The sequence below is a fragment of the Sulfitobacter sp. 1A15106 genome, from assembly GCF_043556995.1.
In the GTDB taxonomy this organism is placed as follows: Bacteria; Pseudomonadota; Alphaproteobacteria; order Rhodobacterales; family Rhodobacteraceae; genus Sulfitobacter; species Sulfitobacter faviae.
The window spans coordinates 208,126-234,043 of the sequence record NZ_JBIFFM010000005.1 but is presented as its reverse complement, the minus strand read 5'-3'; the positions used below and the strand labels follow the sequence as shown (position 1 = coordinate 234,043).

The window sequence follows — 25,918 nt, the reverse complement described above, 5'->3', positions numbered from 1 at the left end:
AGATCGTGTTGTCAGAGCACGATCACATCAAGCGGCGGAAATCCATTGAACCCAACCGAACTGTAAGAGCTTGTGTAGGCTCCGCAAGCACGAATCATCACTTTATCGCCATCGCGCAGGGCCAAAGGCAGATGAATGGGGCGTTTTTCGTAGAGAATATCCGCCGAATCGCAGGACGGACCGGCCAAAACGCAGGGTCCAGTCTCTTCCCCGTCATGCGGTGTGACGATCTGATAGCGAATCGCTTCGCCCTCGGTTTCGGCCAGACCCGAGAAACGACCGATATCCAGATAGACCCAGCGGTGCAGATCATCCGCGGATTTGCGGCTGACCAGCATGACTTCGGCGGCGATATGACCGGCTTCGGCCACCAGACCACGGCCCGGCTCTGCCATCACCTGCGGGACATCGCCAAAGCGGGCTTTGACGGCGCGCATCACGGCGGCGGCATAGGCGCGGGGCGCTTCGATGTTTTCACCATAGAACGCGGGGAAACCGCCGCCGAGGTTCAGCAGTTGCAGATCATGCCCATCTGCGCGGGCGGCGTGCCACAGAGGGGCCACCTGATCCAGCACCGGGTTCCAAAACTCCGCCTTGCGGGTTTGCGAGCCGACGTGAAACGACAGGCCGAAGGGCACGAGGCCCACGGCAACCGCGTGGTTCAGCAGCGCGGGCAGCGCCGAACCGGCACAGCCGAATTTCCGGCTGAGCGGCCAGTCGGCCATGGAGTTTTCGACGATCAAGCGCAGATAGACCCGCGCGCCGGGCGCATGGGCGGCGATCTTGTCCAGCTCCGCTTCGCTATCCGCCGCGAACAGGGTCACCCCCGCCGAATGGGCGAAAGCGATGTCAGAGGCGCGTTTGATGGTGTTGCCGAAAGAGATGTTCTCGGGCTTCGCCCCTTGGCTCAGGCACAGCTCAATCTCGGCCCGCGAGGCCGCGTCGAAGCCGGAGCCTTTCTTGACCAGCAGACGAATGATCTCGGGGGCCGGGTTCGCCTTGACCGCGTAGTGGATATGCGCCGCGCCCAGACCCTTGTGCAGCGCGTCATATTGCGCGGCGACACGGTCACGGCTGATCACCAGCGTCGGCTTGTCAAAGCTGTTGGCGGCGATATAGGCCGCAGCCGGATCGGCGTGAAAGGACTGTGCGGCGCGCAGGGCGCCGGGGACTGTAGCATTCATAGTCATCTCCAAAGAGCAGGTGGGGCTGGTTCCCCGCGTGTCGTTTCAAGAGACGTTACCGTCGCTACATAAACGCGGGTCAGTCAGAGTGTGAACTGACCGGCCAGAGGCGCGTGCGTTGGCGTCTGTAGTGCGCCACATACGCCGTTTTGGGATTCGTACAAGGGGTAAAATTACCCCCATGGCAATTTGTTAGTTTTCCTCGTCTTCCCAATCGCTGCCGATTGGCTTGCGGTCTCTTTTACGTTCTTCTTTGATCATATTCTTGGCCGCCCGCTCTTCTTCGGGGTCGGTTTCTTCGGGGTCGCTCTCGGCGGCTTCGGTCTCGGCCATGGCGAGTACGAACCACATCGGGAAGTGGTCCGACCCGATCTTGTCCAAGCGGTCCATCTCTAGCAAACGAAACTGCGGATCGTGGAAAAGGTGGTCCAAAGGCCAGCGCATCCAAGGCATTGTTGCACTGAATGTGTTGTACATGCCGCGCCCCACCCGCGGGTCCAAAAGGCCCGAAAGCCGCTGAAAGCGCCGGGTCGTGGTCGACCAAGCCACATCGTTCAAGTCCCCCGAGACCACGGCGGGCAGCGGGTCCTTCTCAGCCTCGATACCGACCAAGGCGATCTCGCTGTCGCGCCCTTTGGTGTCATGTTCGATCACGGGCGGTTCGGGGTGGACGACGTAGAGGCGGAAATCCTCCCCCACCGGCAGGTGCACACGGGCGCGGATGGAGGGCACCTCTTCGGTGACCAACTCGCGCACCTCGACCTCTGACAATGGCAGTTTCGACATGAGGCAAAGCCCATAGCCATTGTCGAGCGGCACGTCGACGCGATGCTCGTAGTTCTTACCCAGACCGTCATCCAGCGCGTTGATCCACGCCTGATCCACCTCGATCGCCATGAAGATATCTGGCACCCGCGCCTCGGCCAGTGCGATCAGCTTGCCATAGTCGCGGTTGGACATTTTGACATTGGCGGCCAGCAGGCTGAAATGGCGGTCCGTCGCGCGGCGCAACTCGGGCGAGGCCGCCAAAGATTGCTTGCGCCACAGCAGGGTGAACTTGGTGATGTAAAGCGCGTGAAGCGCGGCGACCCCCAGCATCAACGCGATCCCGGCCATGGCCGAGGGTGTCGTCACCCCCTGCGACAGGGCGAACCCGATTGCCAACAACAGCGCCAAGCCGAGGAATTGTTCCCGAGGAAAGGCCAGCCCGCGGATCGCCCCGAAGGGCAATTTGCTCAGCGGCAGCAGGCTGCACAGTATCAACAGCCCCGCCAGTCCCCAGATCACCCAGTCCAATGCCGTTTCCAATTCCATCCCCCGGCGCGCCGCGCCTTTTCTACAAAGCAAAACAGGGCGCCGGAATACCCGACGCCCTGTCATTCTAACGCATCTTTACGGCGAAAGTTCCTTTCGCCACACCGCTTTGAGGGGGCTTAGCCCTTGGCTTTGTCTTCGTCCTCATCGTCTTCATCGGTGCTGTCGGGCAGCGAGAAGAAGCTGTCGGCGTCAGAGTAATCGCCCTTGGTGTGGCTCTCTTCTTCCTCGTCATCCGCGCTGTTGCCGGAAAGGGTGAAGGTTTCCAGCCCTTCGATGGCCGTGGGGATTTTCGGCTCGCTCTCCATGCCGAGGCTCTGCTCGGTCGAGACGAGTTTGCGGCGCTCATCGTCGTTCATCACCTCGCCCGCGGCGGCCTTTTTCGCGGCAGCCTTTTGCACGGCGGCGTCAAGCTCGGACTGTTTGCACAGGCCCAGCGCGACCGGGTCGATCGGTTGGATGTTGGCGATGTTCCAGTGCGTGCGCTCGCGAATCGCTTGGATTGTCGGCTTGGTGGTGCCCACCAGCTTGCTGACCTGACCGTCGGACAGTTCGGGATGGAACTTGACCAGCCACAGGATCGACGCCGGGCGGTCCTGACGTTTGCTGAGCGGGGTATAGCGCGGGCCGCGGCGTTTCTCTTCGCCTTCGGCGGCGGCGTTGAACTTGAGCTTCAGCTTGTGCAGCGGGTTGTCTTGCGCCGCGTCAATCTCTTCCTGCGTCAGCTGGTTGTTGGCAACCGGATCAAAACCCTTCACGCCCTGCGCCACGTCGCCATCGGCGATGCCCTGCACTTCAAGCTCATGCATGCCGACGAAATCGGCGATCTGCTTGAAGCTGATGGTGGTGTTGTCCACGAGCCAGACGGCGGTGGCTTTGGCCATAATCGGTTTTGCCATGTCACTCTCCTAAAAACGCAATTTTCCCGTCGCCTGAAAGGCTGTCCTGCTGGGCAGAACGGTCTCCATTGTCGGGGAAGTTGGCGGCTGTATACTGGCTCAAACGTCATAAGGGAAGACCCAATGCGGCCACTGCGCGCCTGTCTGCTGATCCTCGGGCTGATCGCCCCCACCGCCACGCTGGCCGAAGGGGAGCGTTCGGGCGAATTTGACTACTACGTCATGTCCCTGTCATGGTCGCCCAATTGGTGCGAATTGACCGGCGACGCGCGGCAATCTCCGCAATGCGACGCCGCGAAAGACCACGGTTGGACCCTACATGGCCTCTGGCCCCAGTTCACACGGGGATACCCGTCCTATTGCCAAAGCGGCCGCCGCCCGCCCAGCCGCGCCCAGACCGGGGCGATGGCCGATATCATGGGCACCGGTGGCTTGGCATGGCACCAGTGGAAGAAACACGGTTCTTGCAGCGGGTTGGACCCGGCGGATTACTTCGCCCTCTCGCGGGAGGCCTACGCCCGGATCAAGCGCCCCGAGGTCTTTCGCAAGCTCGACCGTACCGTGTCCCTCCCCGCCGCGGTGGTGGAAGAGGCCTTCCTCAAAGCGAACCCGGACCTGACCGCGCGGGGGATCACCATCACCTGCAAGCAAGGGCACATCCAAGAGGCGCGCATCTGCCTGTCTCGCGAGCTTGAGTTCATCCCCTGCGGACCGGACGTTCGGCGGGACTGCACGCTTGATAACGCGCTGTTCACCCCTCTGCGCTAGACCCATCTGGGCCGATAGTCTGGCGAAAGCGGGAGAGGCGTAATTTCCTCCCCCGCATTCAATGCCTTTCGGCTCTCTCTCCAACACGGGTGGTCAGCGTCCCGGCCACCCGTGCCTTCAGTAAACGAATTACTGGTTAACAATTCGTTACTGTCTCAAGTTTTACTGATCTTCTTCATCCTGTAGTTCACCGCCCACCTTCAGGACGATCTTGCCGATATGGCCGCTGGCTTCCATCCGGCGATGCGCGTCATTCGCTTCGGACAGGTCATAGGTGCTGTCCATCACCGGCGCGACGCGGCCCTGTTCCAACAGGGGCCAGACGTTCTGCAAAAGCTCCTCTGCAATCCGCGCCTTGGCCAGATCGCTCTGTGGGCGCAGGGTCGATCCGGTCATGGTCAGGCGGCGGGTCATCAGCGTGACGAAGTTCACCTCCTGCTTGGCCCCTTGCAGAAACGCGATTTGCACCAGCCTGCCGTCCTCGGCCAAAGCCTTGAGGTTGCGGTTGATATAGCTGCCGCCCACCATGTCGAGGATCACATCCGCGCCGCCCTCGGCCTGCACGACATCGACGAAATCCGTATCCCGGTAGTTGATCGCCACCTCGGCCCCCAGCTTCATACAGGCCGCGCATTTGCTATCAGTGCCCGCGGTCACGAAAACCCGCGCGCCCAAGATGCGCGCCAGTTGGATCGCCGTGGTGCCGATCCCGGAAGAGCCGCCGTGGATCAGCACTTTCTCTCCGGCCTTCAGCCCACCGCGCATGAAAAGGTTCGACCAGACGGTAAAGAAGGTCTCAGGCAGGCAAGCGGCCTCTTTCAGCCCCATGCCTTCGGGAATGGGCAAGCAATGCGCGGCGGGGGTGGCGACATACTCGGCATAGCCGCCGCCGGGCAGCAGGGCGCAGACCAGATCGCCCGGGGCCAGCGTTGTCACCCCCGGCCCGACTTCGACCACCTCGCCCGAGGCCTCCAACCCCGGCAGATCGCTGGCGGTGGCGGGCGGCGCGTAGCGGCCCGCGCGTTGCAGCGCATCGGGGCGGTTCACCCCGGCATAGGCGACCTTGATGATGACCTGACCGTGTTTCGGCTGGGGCCGCGGGCGGGTGGTGCTTTGCAGAACGTCCGGACCGCCGGGTTCGGTGATTTCGATTGCACGCATGGTCTCTGTCATGTCTGAAGTATCCTCGGGTCTGGTTTAGCCGCAGCCTAACGGGCGGCCCCGGGGCATGCACCCCGGAATTTGAAACCCGACGGAAGAGGGAGAGGCGGATGCGCGGGCAAGACAGGTTCAAATGGCATGAGGCCGCACGGCTTTATGCAGGGGAGCGGGAACTGCCCCGCGCGCCCGAAGACCAGCACGACAGCTACCGCGCCCTGCCCGCCACTCCGGCCTTAGATGCGCTGGCCGCCCTGACCACAGCGATCACCCAGCAGGCCCCCTTTTGCCTCAGCGACCGGCCCCTGCCCGATGACATTGCCTGCCCGCCCGCTGCCTTCCTCACCCTCACCGGCGGCGCGTCGGGGCGGCCCAAGGCGGTCCGACGCAGCCAAGCCTCTTGGATCGCCAGTTTTGAGGTCAATGCTAACCGTTTCGCCTTTACCCCCCGCGACAGCGTCGCCGTGTTGGGGCAGCTCAGCCATTCCCTATCGCTCTATGCGGTGCTGGAAGCGCTGCAACTTGGCCTCGACGCGCATGTGCTGGCGGATCACGCCCCCCGGCGGCAGGCAGAGCGGATCGCCGAGGCCGGAGCGACGATCCTCTACGCCACGCCGACCCAGCTGCGCCTGCTTGCCCGCGCTGCCGCCGCCCCGCTGCCATCGCTGCGCTTGGTCCTTTGCGGCGGTGGCGCGCTCGATCCGGCGACCCGGGCGGCGGTGGCGCGGCTCTGCCCCCAAGCCGCGGTGCATGTTTTCTACGGCGCGGCAGAGACGAGTTTTATCACGCTGGCCGATACCAATACGCCCGAAGGCGCGGTGGGCCGCCCCTACCCCGGTGTCGAGCTGCGGCTTATGAATGCGGAGGGTGAACCCGCTACTGATGTTGGCGAGATCTGGGTGCGCAGCCCCTACCTCTTCGATGGCTACGCGCTCGGCCACAGCGAAGAGACCCGCTGGCAGGAGGGCTTCGTGACCGTGGGTGAGATGGGCGCGCTGGATGCCAAGGGCAACCTCTGGATCAAGGGGCGGCGGCAGCGCATGGTGCAGATCGCCGACCAGATGGTGTTCCCCGAAACGGTGGAGGCCGTGATCAGCGCCCAAACTGGCCTGCCCTGCGCGGTTCTGCCCCGGGACGATGCGCTGCGAGGGCAGCATCTGGTCGCGGTGGTCGAAGCCCCGGCAGGAGAGCCGCCCGCCGAAGAGATCATTGCCCATTGCCGCGCGACGCTCGGGCCCCTCACCTCGCCCCGGCGCGTCTATTTCCGCTCCGACCTGCCCCTGCTGCCCTCGGGCAAGCCCGACCTGCGCGCCCTCTCGGATTGGGTGGAGGGCCAAAGGTGACCCGCGCCTATATCGTCTCGGCCTGCCGCAGCCCGGTCGCCCCGCGCGGTGGGGCGCTGGCGCATCTCTCCCTACCCGAGCTTGCCGCGCCGGTCCTTTCTGCTGCCCTTAGCCGCGCGGGGCTGGACCCTGCGCAGGTCGACGAGGTGATTTGCAGCACCGCCCTCGGCCCCGGCGGCAACCCCGCGCGCAGCATCGCTTTGGCCGCGGGGCTGCCCGAACAGGTGGCGGGCTTGAGCTTCGACCGGCAATGCGCGGGGGGATTGGACGCGCTGGCACTGGCGCGGCAGATGGTCCTCAGCGGCGCGGCGGATACTGTCGTGGCGGGCGGGGCCGAAAGCTACTCCCGCCAGCCGCTGCGCTACCGCACCTTCGCCGATGGCCGCCCGGCTGAGGCCTATACCCAAGCGCCCTTTACCCCATGGCCCGAACGCGACCCGGACATGGCAGAGGCCGCCGCGGCGCTTGGTCGGTCCCAGGGCATTTCCCGCGCAGCACAGGATGACTGGGCCGTGGAAAGCCATGCGAAGGCCCGCGCACAGCCCCCAACCGAAGCAGAACTGGTGCCGCTTGCAGGCGTCGCAACCGATGCCTTCACCCGCCGCCTCACCCCTGCGCTTTGCAGCCGGGCCAAGGTGCTTTCCGGCGACATCACCGCCGCCAATGCCGCCGTCGCCGCCGATGCCGCGGCCTTTTGCGTCGTCGTGTCAGAGCGGGTGGCAGCAGACCTCGCCCTGCCGACAGTCGAACTCATCGCAGCGGCGACGAGGGGCAGCCGCCCCGAAGAGCCGGGACTGGCCCCATTGGTGGCCATCGGAAGCGTCTTTCGTCAAAGCGGATTGCAAGCCAGCGACTTGCACCGCGCCGAGATCATGGAGGCCTATGCCGTGCAGGCCATCGCCTGCGTCGCCGGCGCGGGGATCGCGCCGCGGATCGTCAACAGGGGCGGCGGCGCTTTGGCGCGCGGGCATCCAATTGGCGCATCAGGCGCGATCAATGCGGTGCGGCTTTGGCATGAGTTGGTGGCGCGGGGATCGGGCATCGGCTTGGCGGCGATTGCCGCCGCCGGGGGGATCGGCTCTGCCGCGCTGATGCGGCTGTAGCGGCCCGCCCTTGGGGAGCGGGCCAATCGTTTAGCTGCGCGACAGCAGGCTTGCCGGGCGCGCTTTGGCCAGACCGGAGGTGATGAACCCCGCCAGCACGGCTTTGATCAGGTCACCGGGGATGAAGGCTTGGACCAGCAGGGTCGCCTCGACCAGCGTTTTGTTCAGCGTCATCATCATGCCGAAAATGCCAAAGGCATAGACCACGAGGATGCCGCCCAAGACCGCCGACACCCCAGCCGCCAGACCCACCGGCGCGCTGCGCCACTGGTCCATGATAAAGCCGGTCACGAAAGCCCCGATCGGGAAGCCGACGAGGAAACCCACGGTCGGCGAGGCAAAGACGCCCAGACCACCACGGCCCCCGGCCAGAAGCGGCAGACCCAGCGCCACCAGCGCCACGAACAAAAGCGCCGCAAGGCCACCGCGCCAAGCGCCCAGCACCGTGCCACACAGCATAACACCCAGCGACTGCGCCGTGATCGGCACGCCGAAGCCAAGTGTGAATTTCGGAATCAGGCCCAGTGCCGCGATCAGCGCGGCAAACAGGGCGATCATGGTCAGATTGCGTTCCATTGGAAGGATCCTTGGGTTGAATTTTCCATTGCCTAGGCCACCCCCCTGCCCCGGTCAAGCATTACAGACCGCCCCGCGCGCGCAGCGCCTCGGCCACATGTTCGGCATCGTCGATGGACAGAACCGTGAAGGGCATCACCACGCGCCAGCCCGCCCGCCTGCGCGACCGCGCCCGCCACGCCAGCGACAGCATCTGCCCCTTGGCCGCCAGCACAGGGGTAAAACGCACCACCAGCGCCACGGCCAACTCAAGGCTGCGCGTGCGGAGCCCGAAACGGCGCAGCGGGGCGGCGAGCCAATGCACCACCCCCATCATATCGCTGAGCTTCGTGGTCATGGTGACGAGGTTCGCAAGCCCCACAGCGGTGACCATCCGCAGCGCGATCACAAGCCCCGCCTCCGCATCGTCGGTCAATACATGCCACAACAGGATCAGCCCGACGAAAGGCCAAAGCATCCACAGACGCCCCAACCCAGCCCGCAGAAAGGGCCGCCCCGGCAGGGCATAGAGCAGCAGCATCCCGGCACAGAAGAGAATTTGCCAAACCGGCTCCTCCACCCCGAAGAGCAGCAGCGTGGCCAGGCAGAGCGCCCCCAGCTTGGCCCCGGCGGGCCAGCCATGGGCGCGGGTCTCAACCGGCGAGGTCAGAGAGATCATCGCTCGCCCCCAATTCCTTCATCCGCGTCTCAAAGGCGCGCAGCACCGGGCGGGCGCTGCCTTGCTGGACGACCTCGCCACGCTCTAGCCAGAGGACGTGATCGTATGCCGCCACCGCCGCCGGATCGTGGGTGATATGGACCAGCGTCAGGTCCAGCCCCGCCAAGACCCGTTCAAGGTGCAACCGCGTGGGGATGTCGAGCCCGGCAAAGGGTTCGTCCAACACCACCACCCGCGGCTGCATCGCCAAGACCGCCATCAGGCAAACCAACTGCCGCTGCCCTTGGGAGAGTTGGTGTATCGATGCCTGCGCCCAATGGCGCTTGTCGAATTGACCAAGAATCGCCGCCACGCCCCGCGCGGCCTCGGCCTTGGATTGGCCCATCTGCCGCAGGCCAAAGGCGATTTCCTCTTCCACGGTGGGAAAGATGATCTGGTGGTCCGGGTTCTGAAATAGGATGCCCACCGCCCCGATCGCGCGGCGGCGGTCGCGGGCCACATCGACCCCGGCAATCCGCACCTGCCCCTCATCAGCGGCCACCAGCCCCGACAGAACCCGCGCGAAAGAGGTCTTGCCCGAGCCGTTGCGGCCCACGATGCCGATCCGCGCGGCATCGGAGCTCAGGCTCACATCCCGCAGCACCGGCGTGCCCCCGGGGGTGTAGCTGATGCTGTCAATATCGATGAGCGGAAGGGTCGGATTGGTCATCGGGCGCCTGTGGTAAAACCGGGTGCCCCGCCCTACCACCTGCCGCGCGGGCGTGGAAGCCCGCAGCGCGCCTCAGCTTGACGGCGTCCAACGGCCCGGCAGATCGGGGTCACCTTGCCCGCGTGGGGCCTTGATATGGCTCAACAGCCAGTTCGGCCCGGCCATCAGACGGCTCAGCGTCGGGCTTTCGCGCACATGTGATTTCAGCTTTTCGATCTGCATCACATCGTCAATGCGCCGGTCGAGGAACGACCATGTCGCCTGATGCCCCTCACTGGCATCCCCCAGCCAATAAAGCAGCGTGGCCGAATAGACCCCCGACAGCGTGGCCCGCTTGCTGTACCAATTCACATCCCCCGAGGTATCGCCAAGCGCGGTCCAAATCTTATCGCTGGTCTCCCAGATCAGCCCGGCTCCTTCGGGGGCGTGATGCGGCAGAGCGAAGAGCGTGCTACCCCGACGGATCGCCTCACGATCCCCGGCTTCGAGCCGCAGGCGCACCGCCTTGGCGATACGGTCCCTGAAGCGAAGCGCCGACAGATCGGCCTGCGTCAAACCTTCGACCATCTTGGCATCGCCGCGCCGGTGATAGGCCACCGCCAGATCGACAGCCCCGCGCGGGCAGACCGCACGGGCCAGCGCCGGGTCCAGACCGCTGTCCTTGATCGCGGCATTGAAGGTCGCGGGCGACCAGCCGTCAAACGGCACATGCATCAATGCGGCATCAAGCAATTGGTCCTTTGGGTCGGCCTTGGGCGGTGTCATGGCGGGCTCCTATCGGGGCGTGATGGGGTGGACAAACGTGATATAGGCTGTTATAGGCCCATTTCCTGCAATTCCTTGCAACTTTATCCTAGAAAGGTGGTGACAACCACATGCAGGTTAGTGTTCGCGACAACAACGTCGATCAGGCCCTCCGGGCTCTGAAGAAAAAGCTCCAGCGCGAAGGCGTTTTCCGTGAAATGAAGCTCAAGCAACATTTCGAGAAACCGTCCGAGAAAAAAGCGCGCGAGAAAGCTGAAGCGATCCGCCGTGCCCGTAAGCTGGCACGCAAAAAAGCGCAACGCGAAGGTATGATGTAAATCATCCCCGCGACACGCGACAGATATAGAACCCCCGGTGCCCATGGCAGCGGGGGTTTTGTTTTGTGGGGGAGCGCAGCGGAGCCGGGCAGCGCTAGACCGCGGGAAGGCGCTCGAAATCCCTTCAATTGGGCAGTTTATGGTAGCTGCGCTTGAGAAATACCTCAGGACGGCACGACCTCAGCAAAAGCGCCAGCCCGTCCGAGCGGTCTGGCGCTGCCCGGCGGCCTTACGGCCTTGTTTCCGGGCTTTCCAACTACACCGGCAGCGCCGTGGTCTTGCACACCGTCCTGAGCGCGAAACTCGACTGCATCTGCGCCACCCCCGGCAGCCGCGCCAAATGCTGGCGGTGAATACGGGCGAAATCTTCGGTATTCTCGGCCACGATCTTCAACAGGTAATCCGCCGTCCCGGCCATCAGGTGACACTCCAACACGTCGGGAATGCGCGAGACCGACTTCTCGAAGGCCTCCAACACCTCTTCGGCCTGCGCCTGTAAAGTGATCTCCACAAAGACCGTCGTCGGCATATCCAACTTCCGCGGGTCCAAGAGGGCCACATAATCACGAATGTACCCTTCCTTCTCCAACCGCTGTACACGGCGATGACAGGCCGAAGGCGACAGATGCACCACCTCTGACAGTTCGGCATTGGACATCCGCCCATTGCGCTGCAAGGCCCGCAGAACACGCCGATCAATCTCATCCAAGGCCATATGCGCAATACTTTCGCGTGAGGAAGCAATCCAGCGCGATTATATTCGAAGGATGCGCCCCTTGGCGACCCCAATTTCGCAGCGATATGCACAGCGGATATGATAATCCTGCCCCACTACGGAGGAGGAGGACCCCCCATGAAAATCGGATGCCCGACAGAAATCAAACCGCAGGAATTCCGCGTCGGCCTGACGCCCAATGCCGCACAAGAAGCCATCGCCCATGGGCATGAGGTTATCGTGCAGGCGGGGGCCGGGGTCGGCGCGGGCTTCGAAGACGCGGACTACACCGCCGCAGACGCCACCATCATCGACACGGCCGAGGAAATCTTTGCCACTGCCGACATGATCGTCAAGGTGAAGGAGCCGCAGGCGGGCGAACGCAAGATGCTGCGCGAAGGGCAATTGCTCTTTACCTATCTGCACCTCGCGCCCGACCCGGATCAAACCCACGATCTGCTGGCCTCGGGCTGTACGGCGATTGCCTATGAAACCGTGACCGACCGCAATGGCGGCCTGCCCCTTCTGGCCCCAATGTCCGAGGTCGCGGGCCGTTTGGCCCCGCAGGTCGGAGCATGGACGCTGCAAAAGGCCAATGGCGGGCGCGGCGTGTTGATGGGCGGCGTGCCCGGTGTCGGCCCGGCTAAGGTTATGGTCATCGGCGGCGGCGTCGTCGGCACCCATGCGGCCCGCATCGCCGCGGGCATGGGCGCGGATGTGACCGTGCTCGACCGCTCCCTGCCCCGGATGCGCTATCTCGATGACATCTATGGTGGCACCTTCAAAACCGCCTATGCCAGCGCGGGCAACACCATCGAACTGGCGCGTGAGGCCGATATGATCATCGGCGCGGTGCTGATCCCCGGTGCGGCGGCCCCCAAGCTGATCAGCCGCGCGCAACTGTCCGAACTCAAACCCGGCGCGGCGCTGGTCGACGTGGCCATCGACCAAGGCGGCTGCTTCGAGACTTCCAAGGCGACGACGCACCAAGACCCGGTTTATGAGGTCGACGGCATCATGCATTACTGCGTGGCCAATATGCCCGGCGCGGTGGCGCGCACCTCGACCATCGCGCTTGGCAACGCCACCATGCCCTTCATGCTGGCACTGGCCGACAAGGGCTGGAAACAGGCCTGCGCGGATGACCCGCACCTCAAGGCCGGGCTGAACGTCCACGCGGGCAAGCTGACCTATGCCGCCGTGGGCGAAGCGCTTGGGCTCGACAGCATCACCGCGGATCAGGCCATCGCGAGCTAAACGTCAGCGGCCAAACAAAAGGCCCGCCAGATTGGCGGGCCTTTCCATTCCAAAAGCAGCGCTCAGCGCGTCTTCAAAGCGTCCCGAATTTCCAGCAATACATCGAGCTGCGATGGGCCGGTCTTGACCTCTGGCGCCACCTCATCCGGCTTTTCCGCAGCCGCCTTCACCCGGTTCACCATCTTCACCAAGATGAAGACCACGAAGGCGATGATGAAAAAGTTGATCACGGCCATCAGGAACGAGCCATAGGCAAAGACCGACGCCCCCGCCTCCCGCGCCTGCTCTAACGAAGCCGTCGCGGGCACATCGCCCGACAGCACGGCATAGTTATTGGTGAAATCCACCCCGCCGGTGAAAAGCCCGATGATCGGGTTGATCAGGTCCGCCACCAGTGACGACACGATCGCCGTGAAGGCCGCGCCGATGATGATACCAACGGCCATGTCCATGACATTGCCCTTGGCGATGAAATCCTTGAATTCTTGAATCACAGTTCTGTCCCTATTCTAAGGCGCGCCGATAACCCCGCCATCACGGTCGATAGTGCGGACTGGCACATAGAACGGTCAATAAAGTTTTACGATAAATCGCGCGTTTTACGGCCCGCGCCCGTTCAATCCCGAAAACAGACCCGCAAAAGCGCGCCCTCGGGGCTGAAATCGGTCGTCAGACGCCCGTTCAACTGCTCGGCTGCCGTGGCCATCAACATCCGCCCCAGCCCCGTGCTATCGGCCCCCGAGACGGCACCGGCATGGCCGCAGCCATTGTCGCGGCACTCCAAAAGCCAGCCCTCGGCCCCCTCCTGCCGCCGTAGGGAGATTTTGATCTCCCCCGCCCGGTCCCCGGCGAAGGCGTGTTTGATCGAATTGGCCACGAATTCGCTCACGATCATGCCGAGGGCTGAGGCCTGCACGGCCTGCAACTCGCCCGGCTCAGCCGCGCAAAAGATGGTAACGTGGTCCGGCGCGCTGGCAGCGAGGAGCTTATTCAGCTGTTCGAGGTAGGAGGTGGTTTGCACCTTGCTTCGGCCACCCTGCCCCATCAACTCGCTGTGCAGCGATGCCACCGCGCCGAAACGACGCTCGACAAGGGCAAGCACATCCTTGGCGTCGGGGTCTTGCACCTTGCGCGTCGCCATGCGCAGCAATGAGGCGATGGTCTGGAACGAGTTCTTCACCCGGTGGTCCATCTCGGCGCGCAGCGCCGCTTCGATGCGGATCTTCTTGCGCAATTCCAACTGCATCATCACATGGCGCGACAGGGTTTGCAGCGCTTGGCGCTGGAAATCGTTCAAGGTCCGCGGCTTGGTATCTAGCACGCAAAGCGTGCCAATCGGCTGGCCGTTCGGCGCGACAAGATTGGCACCGGCATAGAATTTCACCCGAGGGTCGCCAACATAGAGCGGATTGTCCGAGGTGCGCGGATCCGCCCCCATATCCGCAATCTCGGTATAGCCCTCGTCGAGAATGGCATGAGAGCAGACCGATTGATCAAGGGCCGTCTCATGCGGCTCGAACCCGACGCGCGCCTTGAACCATTGGCGCTTTTCATCCACCAGACTGATCAGAGAGACGGGCGTTTCGCAGATTTTGGACGCAAGCTCGACAATATCGTCGAAATCCGCTTCGGCTTCGGTATCAAGAACATCATAGGAATAGAGCGTCTCTAGACGCTCGTCCTGCTCTGCGGGCGTGTCGGCTAAAATGGACCTTCTCCTTCCAAAGTTAACCCGCCGCGCGACTATGGCACGACAGCGGGGGTCGGATATGGCCTGCCTTTCGGGGGGCAGATCACGGCTGATGAACCTCCAGCTAGTGAAGGTTTAGTCCGCAAAGCAGCGGCGTCCAGCATACTACCGAATCGATTCGCGCTTAAACCCTTGATAGATGTTCAATCTTAACGCGGCTAGCCCCGCTGCCGCGTCACCCCGGCAGCGTACCGGCCAAGACATAGCGCAGAATCTCCACCACCTGCGCAGGCTCGGAGGCCACGGCGAGCGCCGCCGCGTCGACCTCTTTCAGCGCATGGGCGTGGTCGGGGCCGTGCAAGATGATCAGCGATTTACCAAGCGCTGCGGCATAGCCCGCATCGAAGGCCGCGTTCCACTGCTTGTACTGGTCACCGAAACGCACCACGACGACATCCGCCTCGGCAATCGCCTTGCGGGTGCGGATCGCGTTGATCTGTGCGCCCTTACGGTCATGCCAGAACTTGTCGTCCTCCGCGCCGAGGATCGCCACGCCGCAATCGTCGCTGGCGGCGTGGTCGGTGACGGGTGCGGTAAAGGTCACGTCGAGACCCTTGGCCCCTTCGGTGATCTGTTCGCGCCAATCGGTGTGAATTTCACCGGAGAGGTAGACTTTCATCGTTTCCGTCCTTCCTTGGTTCAGCCGCGCAGCACGCCGCCGGTGGCCTTGGTCACCTTTTCGACCACCTTAGCACCCACGGCTTCGATGTCTGCATCCTTCAGCGTCTTGTCGCTGGGTTGCAGGCGCACGGTGATGGCGAGGGATTTCTTGCCTTCGCCAAGGCTGCCGCCGATGAACTCGTCGAAAACGCGGACATCTTCGATCAGGGTCTTGTCGGCGCCCTTAGCGGCATTGACCAGCGCCAGCGCCTCGACATCGGCATCGACGACAAAAGCGAAGTCACGCTCGACCGCCTGCAGGTCGCTGATCTGCAATGCTGGGCGCGTGGCGCCGGATTTGCGCGGCAGCGGGACTTCGGCGGGGTAGAGGGTGAAGGCCATCGCCGGGCCTTTCACGTCCATCGCGGCCAGAACGCGCGGATGCACCTCGCCGAAGACACCGAGCACCTTCTTGGGGCCGAGGCAGATCTTGCCGTGACGGCCCGGGTGCCACCATTCATCAGCCCCGCGCATGATCTGCACCTTGGCGGGCGCGCCGATGGCGGCCAGCACCGCCTCGGCATCGGCCTTCACGTCATAGACATCCACCGCACGCGCGGCGCCATGCACGTCGCGTGGGCCGGTGCGGCCAACCAGAAGGCCGGAAACCATGACCTGCTCTTCACCCGGCTCCCCGCCGGAGAAGGCGGGGCCAACCTCGAACAGCGCCATGTCGGCAAAGCCGCGCGCCTGATTGCGCGCCGCGGCCTGCAAGAGGCCCGGCAGCAGGTCGGGCCGCATGTGGCTCATGTCCGATGAAATCGGGTTCTCCAGCCGCGTCGCATCGGTGCCGCCCCCAAAGAGCGCCGCCGAGGCTTGATCGATGAAGCTGTAGCTCACGCATTCGTTGTAGCCGAGCGCCGCCGCCGTGCGCCGGGCGGTCACCACGCGGCGCTGCATGGGAGAGAGCACCGGGCGCGGCACGCCCGTGGTCAGGCGCGGCAGGGGCTTGCCTTCGAGCTGCGTCAGCGAGGCGATACGCGCGACTTCCTCGACCAGATCGGCCTCGCCCTGCACGTCCGGGCGCCAGCTTGGCACCTGCGCCATGTCGCCGTCGAGCTGGAAGCCGAGCGCGGTCAGCGTCTCACGCTGGTCACTCTCAGGGATCGTCATGCCGACGAGCGACTGCACCCGCGCGGTATCGAGCTTGTAGGCGCGCGACGGGTCCGGCACCTGCCCCGCGACCACGACCTCGGAGGCCTCACCGCCCGCGTGATCGAGGATCATCCGCGTGGCATGCTCAAGCCCCTCGGGGGTGAAGGCCGGGTCGACGCCGCGCTCGAACCGGTAGCGCGCGTCCGAATTGATCTTCAGCGCGCGGCCCGCATAGGCGATCTGAACCGGGTCCCAATAGGCGCTCTCGACAAAGACGTTCACGGTCTCCTCGGTCACGCCGGTCGCCTCGCCGCCCATGATGCCCGCGATGCTTTCCACGCCGCTGTCGTCGGAGATGGCCATCTGGCCCTCTTGCAGGGTGTAGGTCTTCTCGTCGAGCGCCGCGATCTCCTCGCCGCCCTTGGCGCGGTGCACGCGCAGGTTGCCCGCGACCTTGTCGGCGTCGAAGACATGCAGCGGGCGGTTGCGGTCGAAGGTGAAGAAGTTGGTCACGTCGACGAGGAACGAGATCGGGCGCAGCCCGATGGCGCGGAGCCGGTCCTGCAGCCACTGCGGGCTGGGGCCGTTCTTCACGCCTTTAATCAAGCGGCCATAGAACACCGGGCAGCCGTCCAGCGTGTCGTCATCAATGCTGACGCTGATCGGCGAGGCAAAGCTGCCCTCGACCGCATCGCAATCGCGCGGCTTCAGCTTGCCCAGACCCCGCGCGGCGAGGTCGCGTGCGATGCCGCGCACGCCGAGCGCGTCAGGCCGGTTCGGAGTGATGGCAATCTCGATCACCGGGTCGACCTTCGCCGGGTCATTCTCGGCCAGCCAGTCGATGAAACGGTCACCGGGCTTGCCCGAGGGCAATTCGATGATGCCGTCGTGCTCTTCGCTCAACTCCATCTCGCGTTCGGAGGCCATCATGCCGAAGCTCTCGACACCGCGAATTTTGCCGACGCCGATGGTCGTGTCGATCCCCGGCACATAGACGCCCGGCTTGGCCACGACGACGGTGATCCCCGCCCGGGCGTTCGGCGCGCCGCAGATGATCTGCATGACGCCTTCGTCGGTTTCGACCTGACAGACGTTCAGCCGGTCGGCATCGGGGTGTTTTTCCGCCGATTGCACATAGCCGAGGGTAAAGTCAGCAAGCTTCGCCGCCGGGTTCTCGACGCCTTCGACTTCGAGGCCGAGGTCGGTCAGGGCATAGGTGATCTCATCAATCGACGCCGTGGTGTCGAGATGGTCCTTGAGCCAGGAGAGGGTGAATTTCATGCTATGCGTCCTCGCTTTCGAAGCTGACCTCTATCGTCAACAATGGCCGTTTTTCTTTTGATTCCGCTGAAAATGAAAAAATCACCAAAGCAATCACGGCAAAAACGGCGAGGGCAATAGAAAAAATCTTTGCCTGAAACCCGTACTCTTTAGCCACCAAGTCCAACATCAAGCGGTGTTGCATTTTCTGCGCCATATACCATTCTGGTCGAGGTTCTCTCTTGCGGTTTTCCTTCTCGAGTTTGAGGTAGTGTGACTGCCCTAGGTGCCCAACTCCGTCGAGACCCGCAAACAGGGGACCAACTAAGAAACCAATGATTGCGGCAAAGGCGAATGACAACCATGGATCGTAGTCTCTTACGTCTCCCGCAATTGACCACATCCCTCCTAATAAGAGGAATACGACCCCCATGGCTACAGCATTTTTAGCTTCAATCTTTTTCAGCACACCTAACAAGATTTTATGCGAACCCGGGCTAAGAATTGGCCTTGAAGACCGTATGGGCAGCCGACCGTGCATGAAATTATCGCCATGATCAGTCGGGTTCATGTTTTGCATCAGTGCATAATCATCAAGCCGATCCTTAAGTGCGCGAAATCCGTCTTTTTTGGCCTTGTTCTTTCCATAAATTATTCGGCCCTGTACAATTGCAGCTGAACATCCGGCACCTGCCAAGACGGTCAAACCCAACTGAACTGCTGGAGGCCAACCCAAGAAAATTTCGCAGATACTCACCGCGACAACCCACCATGCAAATTCGGCTGATCCAAGCTCGCAAACCCATAATGCCGCAGCCAGCGCAGGTCTGAATCAAAAAACGCCCGCAGATCCGGAATCCCGTATTTCAACATCGCGATCCGGTCGATCCCCATGCCGAAGGCAAAGCCCTGCCACTCATTCGGGTCGATCCCGCCCGCGGCGAGCACCTTGGGGTGCACCATGCCGGAGCCCAGCACCTCCATCCAGCCGTCGCCCTCGCCAATGCGCAACTGGCCGTCGACCCAGGAACACTGGATGTCGACCTCAGCCGAAGGCTCGGTGAAGGGGAAGTGCGAGGCGCGGAAGCGGGTCTTGATGCCGTCGATCTCAAAGAAGGCCGAGAAGAACTCTTCCAGCACCCATTTCAGGTTCGCCATCGACAGATCCTTGTCGATCGCCAGCCCTTCGACCTGATGGAACATCGGCGTGTGGGTCTGGTCGTAGTCCGCACGATACACACCGCCGGGGCAGATGATGCGCAGGGGCGCGCCTTCGGCCTCCATCGTGCGGATCTGCACCGGGGAAGTATGGGTGCGCAGCACATGGGGGGCGCGTTCGTCCCCCTCAGCCCGGTGCATATAGAAGGTGTCCATCTCGGCCCGCGCGGGGTGGTGGCCGGGGATGTTCAGCGCGTCGAAGTTGTACCAATCGGTGTCGATGCGCGGGCCTTCGGCGACCGAGAAACCCATCTCGGCAAAGATCGCGGTCAGCTCCTCGGTGACCTGGCTCACCGGGTGGATGCTGCCTTGACGCTGGTGCCGCACGGGCAGGGTCACGTCGAGCCATTCGCTGCGCAGGCGCTCGTCCAGCGCGGCATCGGCAAGGCCGGCCTTCTTGGCGGCGAGGGCCGAGTTGATCTCATCCTTCAGCGCGTTCAGCGCGGGGCCAGCGACCTGCCGCTCTTCGGGGGTCATCTTGCCAAGCTCGCGCATTTTCAGCGCCACTTCGCCCTTTTTGCCCACGGCGGCCAGCCGGATGTCTTCCAGCGCGGATTCGTCGCCAGCATTGGCGATTTGGCTCAGGTACTTTTGCTTCAGATCGTCCATGACAGGCCCTTGGAATAATACCCCGTCCTGCTAGCCCTCTCGCCCCTCGAATGCAAGCCGTAGGGGTTGTGGCGCCATGGGGGAACCACCACCTCTGCAAAGCGTTAGGCCGCATCCCCTCGGCGCGCCCTGCTTCAGCGGCGCGCCCAACCTCCCCCGAAAGGAGAGACCTATGAAAATTCTGATGGTTCTGACATCGCATGACGAATTGGGCGACACCGGCAACAAGACCGGCTTCTGGCTCGAGGAATTCGCCGCACCCTATTACGTCTTCAAGGACGCGGGCGCCGATGTGACCCTCGCCTCGCCCAAAGGCGGGCAGCCGCCGCTTGACCCCAACAGCGACAGCGAAGACGCGCAGACCGACGCCACCCGCCGGTTCAAAGACGACGCTGCCGCGCAGCAGGCGCTGGCCTCGACCAGAGTGCTGGGCGATGTGGACGCCGATGGTTTCGATGCGATCTTCTACCCCGGCGGCCATGGCCCCCTGTGGGATCTGGCCAATGACGCCGACAGCAAACGCCTGATCGAAACCTTCTGGGCCACGGGCCGCCCCGTTGGCGCTGTCTGCCACGCGCCCGCCGTGTTCAAGGACACCCAAGCCGACGGCAAGCCGCTGGTTTCCGGCAAGCGCGTCACCGGTTTTACCAACACCGAGGAAGAGGGCGTTGGCCTGACCGATGTGGTGCCCTTCTTGGTCGAAGACATGCTGAAGGAAAACGGCGGCGACTACAGCAAGGGCGGCGATTGGGCGTCCTATGTGCTGGTCGACGGCAAGCTGGTCACCGGCCAGAACCCCGCCTCTTCCGAGGAAGCGGCGAAAGAGATGCTGGCGCTTTTGAAGTGACGGCAGGTGGGGGGCGCAAGACCGCGCCCCCTCTCCCCATGGGAGGAACCGCCACAGGCCGCGCCGTGTTTTGCCAGTGAAAGGAACCTCCGACATGGCAGATTATGACCGCAGCACCGGCGCCCCATGGAGCGCCGAAGACCTCAAACAGCTTCGCATTCTTGCGGCAGAGGGCACGGCGACCAGCGTGATCGCGGTGCAACTGAACCGCAGCGAAGAGGCGATTGCGCATCGCGCGGCACAGGACGGGATCAATCTATCCGCCGCCAGCCACAATCCCTATGACCCCGACACCCTAAACCGATAGCAGAGCGCGGCCATTTTTCTTGTGCTTTGCGACCAATCGCTTTTGCACGGGCCCCGCTGGGATCTGATGCGCGGGGGTGCCGAAGCCGTCGCTCTCAACCAAGGCGGGGAAGAGCGTCGCGAACTCCTTGCGCTGCGCCTGACCGAGGGTTTTCACCGTTTCGGCATTCAGCAAGAAACTCTCGCTCGGCGCGCCTTCTGCATAGACGATCTGGTGCTTTTCAAAGACCAAGTGGAAATACTCCACCTGTGAGACGCCCTCATCCACATGCACCCCCGGCAGTTCGGTCAACCGGATCGCGGCGACGAGCACCGCCATCGCGCCGCAGATCCGCTTGACGATGCCTGAACGCGCGACCATGCGATGCTGCCTTGAGACCATGAGGTCACGCTTGGGCAGCCCCGCGCCCAAGGCTCCGGCACTGATCCGAATGGGGTAGAGCTTGGGGTTCTTCGCCAACTCCCCCGCCCCGACCGAACGGCGCAGCGCCGCGACGAGTTCCTGATAGCCGTGGCCTTGGGTCAGCACACGCACGCCGGGGGCCAAAGCCTCGACCGGGAGATCGCCCGCTTCGGTGGTGATCAGCGTGCCGCGCGCGAAACAGGCCACACCGGTCGAGACCAGATCGCCCTCTTCGCGCATCGTGTCGATGTCGGATTTCCACGCCAAATTGCCCAGTAACCCGCCCTCGGGCAGGTCTGAGAAATCGACGGTCATGGTGGTGAAAAGATCCCCCGCAGCCGGGCTGCCCGCCAGATTGACAATGCCGGAATAGGTCACCTCAAGATCACCGGCCAAATCCCGCGAGCCGGACTCCACGCGAAAGGGAAACCCCTCAAGCGAAGTGGGGGTCGAGCCGCCATTGGGATCGTCGTCCGGCGTGGTGGTGGTGTCGAAGACGGAACTGGCGGGCTGGAGGTCAATCTCCATCGTGGCGAGCGGTTTGGTCGTCTCCAGATGGTGCCAGTCATAGCCAAAGGACATCTGCGTATCCTCGCCCACCGCCGCGCCATTCGTATAGGGATCCGTCGCATGCCACGTCAGCGTCTCGACCGAGCCATCGGCATAGGTCAGCGTGATCCGCGCGCCCTCAAGATCGACGCCGCGCGAACTGGTATCGTCGCGAATGCCGTAGACCGTCTCATGCGGGTCTTCGTCCAACCTATTGACTACAATTCCGGGCATAAACGTCCCCACCTTTTACAAATAACTTGCCGACGAACAGCGCCAATTGCTGCGACACCGGTGCAGATAGGCTGCACAGTGACCTGTCGTTGGGGCAGATTGTCCATGGGGGGTGAGGAGCAGGCAAGGCCGTGGCAAGGGATTATCGGGGCAAGATTGTGGCAAGGCCCGCACGACGGCCCGAAACGCAGATCCCCCAAACGCAAAAAGCCCCGCCATCCGGCAGGGCTTTCGCAAATTCAAAGCAATCTTGGCTTAGGCCGCCAGCGCGTCCTGCGCTTGCTTGACGATCGCACCGAAGGCTTCGGGCTCGTGCACGGCCAGATCGGCCAGAACCTTGCGGTCCACTTCGATGCCGGCCAGCGTCAGACCGTTGATGAAGCGGCTGTATGTCAGCGCTTCGTCGTGGCTGCGCACGGCGGCGTTGATCCGCTGGATCCACAGCGCGCGGAAGTTGCGCTTGCGGTTCTTGCGGTCACGCGTTGCATATTGGTTGGCCTTGTCGACCGCCTGCGTGGCGACCTTGAAGACGTTCTTGCGCCGACCATAGTAGCCTTTCGCGGCTTTGATGATCTTCTTGTGACGCGCGTGGGTGACTGTACCACCTTTAACTCGGGACATCTCGGCTCTCCTTAATCAGCGGGCGTAGGGCATGAAGCCCTTGACGATCTTTGCATCGGCTTCCGACAGTGTTGTCGTGCCGCGTGCGTTACGGATGAACTTGTTGGTCCGCTTGATCATGCCGTGCTGTTTGCCGGCTTGGCTGGCGATGACCTTGCCGGTCGCCGAGACCTTGAAGCGTTTCTTGGCGCTCGATTTCGTCTTCATCTTGGGCATTTCCGTCTCCGTCTTTTGAGTTCGGTATAAACACGACTCGGCATGCCACTTGAGGCCGGTCGTGCAGGCTAAGATGCGCCGTATAGGCGCGGTCGGTCAGGGATGCAAGAGGTTTCGCGCAGCCCCTCAGGGCAAGAAGTCCGCCGCGACCGAGACGAAGACCTCCGGCAGGTTCTCAAAGGAATAGCGCCCCGGGTTTTCGCGCAGCGCAAAGACGATCAGCCCGCCCGCGATCAAGATCGTGATGGCCGAGGCGCGCGGCGACCGACGGTCGGTCACCGCGGACAGGATCGAGGGGATCGACAGCACCGCCAGAACGATGCCCACCACCATTGCCAAGTCAGAGTCCACGCAACATCCCCCTATCCAGGGAAAGGCTACTCTGGATCGGAGGCGTAAATCAAACGTTCGTCACAGGGCGCGACGCGCAGAATATTGGTGCTGCCCGGCACGTTGAAGGGCACACCGGCGGTGACGACGATATGATCCTCCGGCCCGGCATACCCCTCTGACAAGGCGGCCCGCGCGGCGCTCAGCACGGCCAGTTTAAACCGGTCATGCCCATCGGTGATGATGCAATTCGTGCCCCAGCTCAGCGCCAGACGGCGCGCGGTGTTGACCAGCGGCGACAGGGCGATGATCGGCACGCGGGGTCGTTCACGGGCGGTCAGCAGGGCGGTGGTGCCCGATTGGGTAAAGCAGCAGATCGCCTTGATGTCCGTCGTCTCGGCAATCTCACGCGCGGCGGCGACGATGCCATCAGCCACGGTGGTGCGATCCGCCGTGCGCGAGGATTCGATGATCTGCGTATAGGTCGCATCGGCTTCGACCTCTTGGGCCACGTTGTCCATCGTCGCCACGGCCTGTAGCGGGTAATCCCCGGCGGCGGATTCGGCGCTCAGCATCACGGCGTCGGCACCCTCATAGATCGCGGTGGCCACGTCCGAGACTTCGGCGCGGGTCGGCATCGGGCTTTCGATCATCGATTCGAGCATCTGTGTCGCCACGATCACCGGCTTGGCCGCCGCGCGGCATTTGCGCACCAGACGTTTCTGGATCGGCGGCACATTCTGCACCGGCAGTTCCACGCCCAGATCACCCCGCGCCACCATGATGCCGTCGCTGACATCCAAGATCGCTTCGAACCGCTCCACCGCCGCAGGCTTCTCGATCTTCGACAGCACCGCCGCCCGGCCTCTGACCAGATCGCGCGCCTCGGTCACATCCTCGGGCCGCTGGACAAAGCTGAGGGCGAGCCAGTCGACCCCCAATTCACAGACGAACTCCAGATCGGCGCGGTCTTTCTCGGAAAGCGCGGCCAGCGGCAGCAGCACATCGGGCACGTTCACGCCCTTGCGGTTTGAGATGACACCGCCCGTCACCACTTCGCAATCGGCGAAATCCGGGCCGCAGTCGCGCACCTTGAGGCGGATTTTGCCATCATTGACCAACAGGCTCGCGCCGGGCTCCAGGGCTGCGAAAATCTCAGGATGGGGCAGGCAGACGCGGGTCGCATCGCCCGGCGTTTCATCAAGGTCGAGCCGGAAAGACGCCCCCTCTTCCAAGGTTGGCCCATCGCCCTCGAACACGCCGACCCGCAGTTTCGGCCCCTGAAGGTCCGCCAGAATGCCGATCGCGCCGCCGGTCTCTTTCTCAATATCGCGGATGATCCGGTGTTTTTCCCGGATCTCTTCGTGGCTTCCGTGGCTCATGTTCAGGCGGAAAACATCCGCCCCGGCGTTGTGCAATGCCGCGATCACCTCTCGGGTTTCGGAGGCTGGCCCAAGCGTGGCCACGATCTTTACATTGCGCAAACGTCTCATATCTGTTCCTTCGTGTCCTATGTCCCCAGAGCGAATGTTAACGATAACATTGCCTATCCAGTGGCCTAGCGCCCCCATGAGTGCCTGTCAAAGGTTTCATCAGAATGACGGTCCATCGCGGTCCCGTCCAGTGATATGAGAAGGAAGCTGTCATGCCCAGCCAACAAGAGATCGAACTGCAAGCCGCCGCCTTTCGCCGGTTGCAGAAACACCTGATGGAAGATCGGACGGATGTGCAGAACATCGACATGATGAACCTCGCCGGTTTTTGCCGCAACTGCCTGTCGCGCTGGTATCAAGAGGCCGCCAACGAACGCGGGATCGAGATGGGCAAGGACGAGGCGCGCGAGTTGTTCTACGGGATGACGATGGACGAATGGAAAGCCAACTATCAGACCGATGCGAACGACAGCCAGAAAGAGGCATTCAAAACGGCCTTTGAAGAGAATGTCGGAAAGGGTTGAGCAACCCGCTTGAATGAAGCCACAAAGCGGGCGCGCATCCCTGAGCACCCGCCTTTGCCTTGGCCAAGCGCGCTGAAAGCGCTTCGCCTAGAACTGATAGAGTACAAGCCAATCCGCCTTGAGCGCAGGCCGCGCGGCCCCTTCGATCTCTACCGTTGCGGCAAAGCGGGTCATCAGGTCACCCCGCCCCCGCCTTTGCGCATCGGCCAGCCTGAACCTTCCCCGAATCCGCTTGCCGGAATGCACAGGTGCCACGAAGCGCACGCTGTCGAACCCGTAGTTGATCGACGCCTTCGCTCCCGCCACCACCGGCAGCGCACCGTAAGCCATGCCCGACATCATCGACAGGGTGAGCATCCCATGGGCCACGGTGCCGCCGAAATCCGTCTTGGCCGCGCGGAGCGGGTCGACATGGATGAACTGGTGGTCCTCGGTCACATCGGCAAAAGCGTCGATCCGCGCCTGATCCATCATGAACCACGGCGAGACGCCCAACTCACGGCCCACGGCGGCTTCCATCTCTGCCCGGTCAATCTCTCTGCGCATCGCGGCCTCCTCTTTGCGCCAGTCTAGCCGCGCGGGCGCTCGCTGCGAAAGCCCTTGCACCCGGCGGGACATCTCTCATGCTGGGGCCAAACAGAGCGGAGCCGCCATGAACACCCCCATCCTCGCCCTTATCACCGTCGCCATCGCCGGGGCCGCCGTGGCCCTGCAAACCCCGATCAATGCCGCCTTGGGGCGCAACATCGGCAGCGGCGTCGCTGCGGCGGCGGTGTCCTTTGGCATCGGCTTTGCGATCCTGTTGGGGGTCTTGCTGCTGCGGGGCGAGTTGAGCGCCCTGCCCCGCGCGGCCTCGGCCTCGCCCGTTTTGCTGCTGGGCGGGGTGTTGGGGGCCTTCTACGTCTGGTCGGTGCTTTGGGCGATCCCGACGCTGGGGGCGCTGACAGTGATCTCGGCGCTGATCCTCGGCCAGTTGAGCGCGGCGCTGGTGATCGATGCCACGGGGCTTTTGGGGTTGTCGGTGCAGGCCATCACCCCCACCCGCATCGCCGCCGCCGCGCTGGTGGCGGCGGGGCTGGTTTTATCGCGGTTCTAAA

The 25,918-nt window shown here is 63.3% G+C and carries 30 protein-coding genes; 9 read left to right on the top strand and 21 right to left on the bottom strand.

The window, feature by feature from the left end; genetic code table 11:
* Positions 1 to 11 precede the first annotated feature (11 nt).
* The 3 genes from ACGYKA_RS10045 to ACGYKA_RS10035 all read right to left on the bottom strand — a co-directional run bounded on the left by ACGYKA_RS10045 (position 12) and on the right by ACGYKA_RS10035 (position 3,397).
* Positions 12 to 1,190 carry a type III PLP-dependent enzyme gene (locus tag ACGYKA_RS10045; protein WP_394412240.1) on the bottom strand — a complete coding sequence of 393 codons (1,179 nt, stop codon included), beginning with the start codon at positions 1,188 to 1,190 and terminating at the stop codon, positions 12 to 14.
* Between the two features lie 186 nt (positions 1,191 to 1,376).
* Positions 1,377 to 2,498, bottom strand: a complete 1,122-nt coding sequence (locus ACGYKA_RS10040; protein WP_394412237.1) for an endonuclease/exonuclease/phosphatase family protein — start codon at positions 2,496 to 2,498, stop codon at positions 1,377 to 1,379.
* Positions 2,499 to 2,617: 119 nt separating this feature from the next.
* On the bottom strand, positions 2,618 to 3,397 hold the full coding sequence (locus ACGYKA_RS10035; protein ID WP_394412234.1) for a DUF1013 domain-containing protein: 780 nt from the start codon (positions 3,395 to 3,397) through the stop codon (positions 2,618 to 2,620).
* Between the two features lie 123 nt (positions 3,398 to 3,520).
* Between ACGYKA_RS10035 and ACGYKA_RS10030 the strand changes: the two genes are divergently transcribed.
* Positions 3,521 to 4,165: a ribonuclease T gene (locus ACGYKA_RS10030; protein WP_394411218.1), complete on the top strand. Its 645-nt coding sequence runs from the start codon at positions 3,521 to 3,523 to the stop codon at positions 4,163 to 4,165.
* 162 nt (positions 4,166 to 4,327) lie between these two features.
* Here ACGYKA_RS10030 and ACGYKA_RS10025 read toward each other — a convergent pair whose 3' ends face one another.
* Positions 4,328 to 5,338, bottom strand: a complete 1,011-nt coding sequence (locus tag ACGYKA_RS10025; protein ID WP_394412231.1) for an NAD(P)H-quinone oxidoreductase — start codon at positions 5,336 to 5,338, stop codon at positions 4,328 to 4,330.
* Between the two features lie 98 nt (positions 5,339 to 5,436).
* On the opposite strand from ACGYKA_RS10025, the gene ACGYKA_RS10020 reads away from it, so the two are divergent.
* Complete coding sequence (locus ACGYKA_RS10020) at positions 5,437 to 6,666, top strand: fatty acid--CoA ligase family protein (RefSeq protein ID WP_394412228.1); 1,230 nt, start codon at positions 5,437 to 5,439, stop codon at positions 6,664 to 6,666.
* Positions 6,663 to 7,769 (top strand): acetyl-CoA C-acyltransferase, encoded by a 1,107-nt coding sequence (locus tag ACGYKA_RS10015; RefSeq protein ID WP_394412225.1) that lies wholly within the window; start codon positions 6,663 to 6,665, stop codon positions 7,767 to 7,769. The genes ACGYKA_RS10020 and ACGYKA_RS10015 overlap by 4 nt, the downstream gene beginning before the upstream one ends.
* A gap of 30 nt (positions 7,770 to 7,799) precedes the next feature.
* Here the strand turns inward: ACGYKA_RS10015 and ACGYKA_RS10010 are convergent, their stop codons facing one another.
* The 4 genes from ACGYKA_RS10010 to ACGYKA_RS09995 form a co-directional block, all read right to left on the bottom strand.
* On the bottom strand, positions 7,800 to 8,345 hold the full coding sequence (locus ACGYKA_RS10010; protein ID WP_209216564.1) for a biotin transporter BioY: 546 nt from the start codon (positions 8,343 to 8,345) through the stop codon (positions 7,800 to 7,802).
* Positions 8,346 to 8,406: 61 nt separating this feature from the next.
* On the bottom strand, positions 8,407 to 9,003 hold the full coding sequence (locus tag ACGYKA_RS10005) for an energy-coupling factor transporter transmembrane protein EcfT (RefSeq protein WP_394412223.1): 597 nt from the start codon (positions 9,001 to 9,003) through the stop codon (positions 8,407 to 8,409).
* Positions 8,978 to 9,712, bottom strand: coding sequence for an energy-coupling factor ABC transporter ATP-binding protein (locus ACGYKA_RS10000; protein WP_394412220.1), 735 nt, complete (start codon positions 9,710 to 9,712; stop codon positions 8,978 to 8,980). Before ACGYKA_RS10000 ends, ACGYKA_RS10005 begins: the two co-directional genes overlap by 26 nt.
* Before the next feature lie 72 nt (positions 9,713 to 9,784).
* Positions 9,785 to 10,477 carry a COQ9 family protein gene (locus ACGYKA_RS09995; RefSeq protein WP_394412217.1) on the bottom strand — a complete coding sequence of 231 codons (693 nt, stop codon included), beginning with the start codon at positions 10,475 to 10,477 and terminating at the stop codon, positions 9,785 to 9,787.
* Between the two features lie 110 nt (positions 10,478 to 10,587).
* Between ACGYKA_RS09995 and rpsU the strand changes: the two genes are divergently transcribed.
* Positions 10,588 to 10,794 carry a 30S ribosomal protein S21 gene (gene rpsU / locus ACGYKA_RS09990; RefSeq protein ID WP_007118112.1) on the top strand — a complete coding sequence of 69 codons (207 nt, stop codon included), beginning with the start codon at positions 10,588 to 10,590 and terminating at the stop codon, positions 10,792 to 10,794.
* 256 nt (positions 10,795 to 11,050) lie between these two features.
* Here the strand turns inward: rpsU and ACGYKA_RS09985 are convergent, their stop codons facing one another.
* A complete protein-coding gene (locus ACGYKA_RS09985) occupies positions 11,051 to 11,509 on the bottom strand; it encodes an Lrp/AsnC family transcriptional regulator (protein ID WP_120351940.1) in 459 nt (152 codons plus the stop codon).
* A 138-nt stretch (positions 11,510 to 11,647) separates the two neighbouring features.
* Between ACGYKA_RS09985 and ald the strand changes: the two genes are divergently transcribed.
* Positions 11,648 to 12,766, top strand: a complete 1,119-nt coding sequence (ald, locus tag ACGYKA_RS09980; protein ID WP_394412214.1) for an alanine dehydrogenase — start codon at positions 11,648 to 11,650, stop codon at positions 12,764 to 12,766.
* 62 nt (positions 12,767 to 12,828) lie between these two features.
* On the opposite strand, the gene mscL is transcribed toward ald, so the two are convergent.
* The 6 genes from mscL to pheS all read right to left on the bottom strand — a co-directional run bounded on the left by mscL (position 12,829) and on the right by pheS (position 19,358).
* Entirely contained in the window at positions 12,829 to 13,260 is a 432-nt protein-coding gene (gene mscL / locus ACGYKA_RS09975; protein WP_209216569.1) for a large conductance mechanosensitive channel protein MscL, read from the bottom strand.
* A gap of 122 nt (positions 13,261 to 13,382) precedes the next feature.
* Complete coding sequence (locus ACGYKA_RS09970; protein WP_276154395.1) at positions 13,383 to 14,378, bottom strand: histidine kinase dimerization/phosphoacceptor domain -containing protein; 996 nt, start codon at positions 14,376 to 14,378, stop codon at positions 13,383 to 13,385.
* Between the two features lie 313 nt (positions 14,379 to 14,691).
* On the bottom strand, positions 14,692 to 15,135 hold the full coding sequence (locus ACGYKA_RS09965) for a YtoQ family protein (protein ID WP_394412211.1): 444 nt from the start codon (positions 15,133 to 15,135) through the stop codon (positions 14,692 to 14,694).
* Positions 15,136 to 15,155: 20 nt separating this feature from the next.
* Positions 15,156 to 17,552, bottom strand: a complete 2,397-nt coding sequence (gene pheT, locus ACGYKA_RS09960; protein ID WP_394412208.1) for a phenylalanine--tRNA ligase subunit beta — start codon at positions 17,550 to 17,552, stop codon at positions 15,156 to 15,158.
* Position 17,553: 1 nt separating this feature from the next.
* A complete protein-coding gene (locus ACGYKA_RS09955; protein ID WP_271688380.1) occupies positions 17,554 to 18,243 on the bottom strand; it encodes a hypothetical protein in 690 nt (229 codons plus the stop codon).
* Between the two features lie 41 nt (positions 18,244 to 18,284).
* The gene (pheS, locus tag ACGYKA_RS09950; protein ID WP_394417339.1) at positions 18,285 to 19,358 is read right to left on the bottom strand and encodes a phenylalanine--tRNA ligase subunit alpha; all 1,074 of its coding nucleotides are present in this window, start codon (positions 19,356 to 19,358) and stop codon (positions 18,285 to 18,287) included.
* Between the two features lie 172 nt (positions 19,359 to 19,530).
* Here pheS and ACGYKA_RS09945 point away from each other — a divergent pair, with 172 nt between their 5' ends.
* Complete coding sequence (locus ACGYKA_RS09945; RefSeq protein WP_394412203.1) at positions 19,531 to 20,205, top strand: type 1 glutamine amidotransferase domain-containing protein; 675 nt, start codon at positions 19,531 to 19,533, stop codon at positions 20,203 to 20,205.
* A 94-nt stretch (positions 20,206 to 20,299) separates the two neighbouring features.
* The gene (locus ACGYKA_RS09940; protein WP_394412200.1) at positions 20,300 to 20,512 is read left to right on the top strand and encodes a hypothetical protein; all 213 of its coding nucleotides are present in this window, start codon (positions 20,300 to 20,302) and stop codon (positions 20,510 to 20,512) included.
* Here the strand turns inward: ACGYKA_RS09940 and ACGYKA_RS09935 are convergent.
* The 5 genes from ACGYKA_RS09935 to pyk form a co-directional block, all read right to left on the bottom strand.
* Positions 20,501 to 21,697, bottom strand: a complete 1,197-nt coding sequence (locus tag ACGYKA_RS09935; protein WP_394412197.1) for a Hint domain-containing protein — start codon at positions 21,695 to 21,697, stop codon at positions 20,501 to 20,503. The genes ACGYKA_RS09940 and ACGYKA_RS09935 overlap by 12 nt on opposite strands.
* A 255-nt stretch (positions 21,698 to 21,952) precedes the next feature.
* Positions 21,953 to 22,318: a 50S ribosomal protein L20 gene (gene rplT, locus ACGYKA_RS09930; protein WP_067264504.1), complete on the bottom strand. Its 366-nt coding sequence runs from the start codon at positions 22,316 to 22,318 to the stop codon at positions 21,953 to 21,955.
* A 15-nt stretch (positions 22,319 to 22,333) separates the two neighbouring features.
* A complete protein-coding gene (gene rpmI, locus ACGYKA_RS09925) occupies positions 22,334 to 22,534 on the bottom strand; it encodes a 50S ribosomal protein L35 (RefSeq protein ID WP_067264506.1) in 201 nt (66 codons plus the stop codon).
* A gap of 126 nt (positions 22,535 to 22,660) precedes the next feature.
* Positions 22,661 to 22,885, bottom strand: a complete 225-nt coding sequence (locus ACGYKA_RS09920) for a hypothetical protein (protein ID WP_067264509.1) — start codon at positions 22,883 to 22,885, stop codon at positions 22,661 to 22,663.
* 26 nt (positions 22,886 to 22,911) lie between these two features.
* Positions 22,912 to 24,357 carry a pyruvate kinase gene (pyk, locus tag ACGYKA_RS09915; protein ID WP_271692464.1) on the bottom strand — a complete coding sequence of 482 codons (1,446 nt, stop codon included), beginning with the start codon at positions 24,355 to 24,357 and terminating at the stop codon, positions 22,912 to 22,914.
* Positions 24,358 to 24,509: 152 nt separating this feature from the next.
* Between pyk and ACGYKA_RS09910 the strand changes: the two genes are divergently transcribed.
* Positions 24,510 to 24,821 carry a DUF1244 domain-containing protein gene (locus ACGYKA_RS09910; protein WP_067264526.1) on the top strand — a complete coding sequence of 104 codons (312 nt, stop codon included), beginning with the start codon at positions 24,510 to 24,512 and terminating at the stop codon, positions 24,819 to 24,821.
* Positions 24,822 to 24,908: 87 nt separating this feature from the next.
* On the opposite strand, the gene ACGYKA_RS09905 is transcribed toward ACGYKA_RS09910, so the two are convergent.
* Positions 24,909 to 25,367, bottom strand: coding sequence for a MaoC family dehydratase (locus tag ACGYKA_RS09905; protein ID WP_394412194.1), 459 nt, complete (start codon positions 25,365 to 25,367; stop codon positions 24,909 to 24,911).
* A gap of 106 nt (positions 25,368 to 25,473) precedes the next feature.
* On the opposite strand from ACGYKA_RS09905, the gene ACGYKA_RS09900 reads away from it, so the two are divergent.
* Positions 25,474 to 25,917: a DMT family transporter gene (locus tag ACGYKA_RS09900; RefSeq protein WP_394412191.1), complete on the top strand. Its 444-nt coding sequence runs from the start codon at positions 25,474 to 25,476 to the stop codon at positions 25,915 to 25,917.
* Position 25,918: the final 1 nt, after the last annotated feature.

Bases quoted from the DNA above. Each gene is read 5' to 3' on its own strand.
- ald (WP_394412214.1), top strand. From the start codon at position 11,648: ATGAAAATCGGATGCCCGACAGAAATCAAACCGCAGGAATTCCGCGTC.
- ACGYKA_RS10020 (WP_394412228.1), top strand. From the start codon at position 5,437: ATGCGCGGGCAAGACAGGTTCAAATGGCATGAGGCCGCACGGCTTTAT.
- ACGYKA_RS10045 (WP_394412240.1), bottom strand. From the start codon at position 1,190: ATGACTATGAATGCTACAGTCCCCGGCGCCCTGCGCGCCGCACAGTCC.
- ACGYKA_RS10010 (WP_209216564.1), bottom strand. From the start codon at position 8,345: ATGGAACGCAATCTGACCATGATCGCCCTGTTTGCCGCGCTGATCGCG.
- pheT (WP_394412208.1), bottom strand. From the start codon at position 17,552: ATGAAATTCACCCTCTCCTGGCTCAAGGACCATCTCGACACCACGGCG.
- ACGYKA_RS09935 (WP_394412197.1), bottom strand. From the start codon at position 21,697: ATGCCCGGAATTGTAGTCAATAGGTTGGACGAAGACCCGCATGAGACG.
- ACGYKA_RS09945 (WP_394412203.1), top strand. From the start codon at position 19,531: ATGAAAATTCTGATGGTTCTGACATCGCATGACGAATTGGGCGACACC.
- ACGYKA_RS10035 (WP_394412234.1), bottom strand. From the start codon at position 3,397: ATGGCAAAACCGATTATGGCCAAAGCCACCGCCGTCTGGCTCGTGGAC.
- ACGYKA_RS10000 (WP_394412220.1), bottom strand. From the start codon at position 9,712: ATGACCAATCCGACCCTTCCGCTCATCGATATTGACAGCATCAGCTAC.
- ACGYKA_RS09910 (WP_067264526.1), top strand. From the start codon at position 24,510: ATGCCCAGCCAACAAGAGATCGAACTGCAAGCCGCCGCCTTTCGCCGG.
- ACGYKA_RS09940 (WP_394412200.1), top strand. From the start codon at position 20,300: ATGGCAGATTATGACCGCAGCACCGGCGCCCCATGGAGCGCCGAAGAC.
- rpmI (WP_067264506.1), bottom strand. From the start codon at position 22,534: ATGCCCAAGATGAAGACGAAATCGAGCGCCAAGAAACGCTTCAAGGTC.
- ACGYKA_RS10030 (WP_394411218.1), top strand. From the start codon at position 3,521: ATGCGGCCACTGCGCGCCTGTCTGCTGATCCTCGGGCTGATCGCCCCC.
- ACGYKA_RS09965 (WP_394412211.1), bottom strand. From the start codon at position 15,135: ATGAAAGTCTACCTCTCCGGTGAAATTCACACCGATTGGCGCGAACAG.
- rplT (WP_067264504.1), bottom strand. From the start codon at position 22,318: ATGTCCCGAGTTAAAGGTGGTACAGTCACCCACGCGCGTCACAAGAAG.
- ACGYKA_RS09995 (WP_394412217.1), bottom strand. From the start codon at position 10,477: ATGACACCGCCCAAGGCCGACCCAAAGGACCAATTGCTTGATGCCGCA.
- pyk (WP_271692464.1), bottom strand. From the start codon at position 24,357: ATGAGACGTTTGCGCAATGTAAAGATCGTGGCCACGCTTGGGCCAGCC.
- ACGYKA_RS09900 (WP_394412191.1), top strand. From the start codon at position 25,474: ATGAACACCCCCATCCTCGCCCTTATCACCGTCGCCATCGCCGGGGCC.
- ACGYKA_RS09905 (WP_394412194.1), bottom strand. From the start codon at position 25,367: ATGCGCAGAGAGATTGACCGGGCAGAGATGGAAGCCGCCGTGGGCCGT.
- ACGYKA_RS10005 (WP_394412223.1), bottom strand. From the start codon at position 9,003: ATGATCTCTCTGACCTCGCCGGTTGAGACCCGCGCCCATGGCTGGCCC.
- ACGYKA_RS10040 (WP_394412237.1), bottom strand. From the start codon at position 2,498: ATGGAATTGGAAACGGCATTGGACTGGGTGATCTGGGGACTGGCGGGG.
- pheS (WP_394417339.1), bottom strand. From the start codon at position 19,358: ATGGACGATCTGAAGCAAAAGTACCTGAGCCAAATCGCCAATGCTGGC.
- rpsU (WP_007118112.1), top strand. From the start codon at position 10,588: ATGCAGGTTAGTGTTCGCGACAACAACGTCGATCAGGCCCTCCGGGCT.
- ACGYKA_RS10025 (WP_394412231.1), bottom strand. From the start codon at position 5,338: ATGACAGAGACCATGCGTGCAATCGAAATCACCGAACCCGGCGGTCCG.
- ACGYKA_RS09985 (WP_120351940.1), bottom strand. From the start codon at position 11,509: ATGGCCTTGGATGAGATTGATCGGCGTGTTCTGCGGGCCTTGCAGCGC.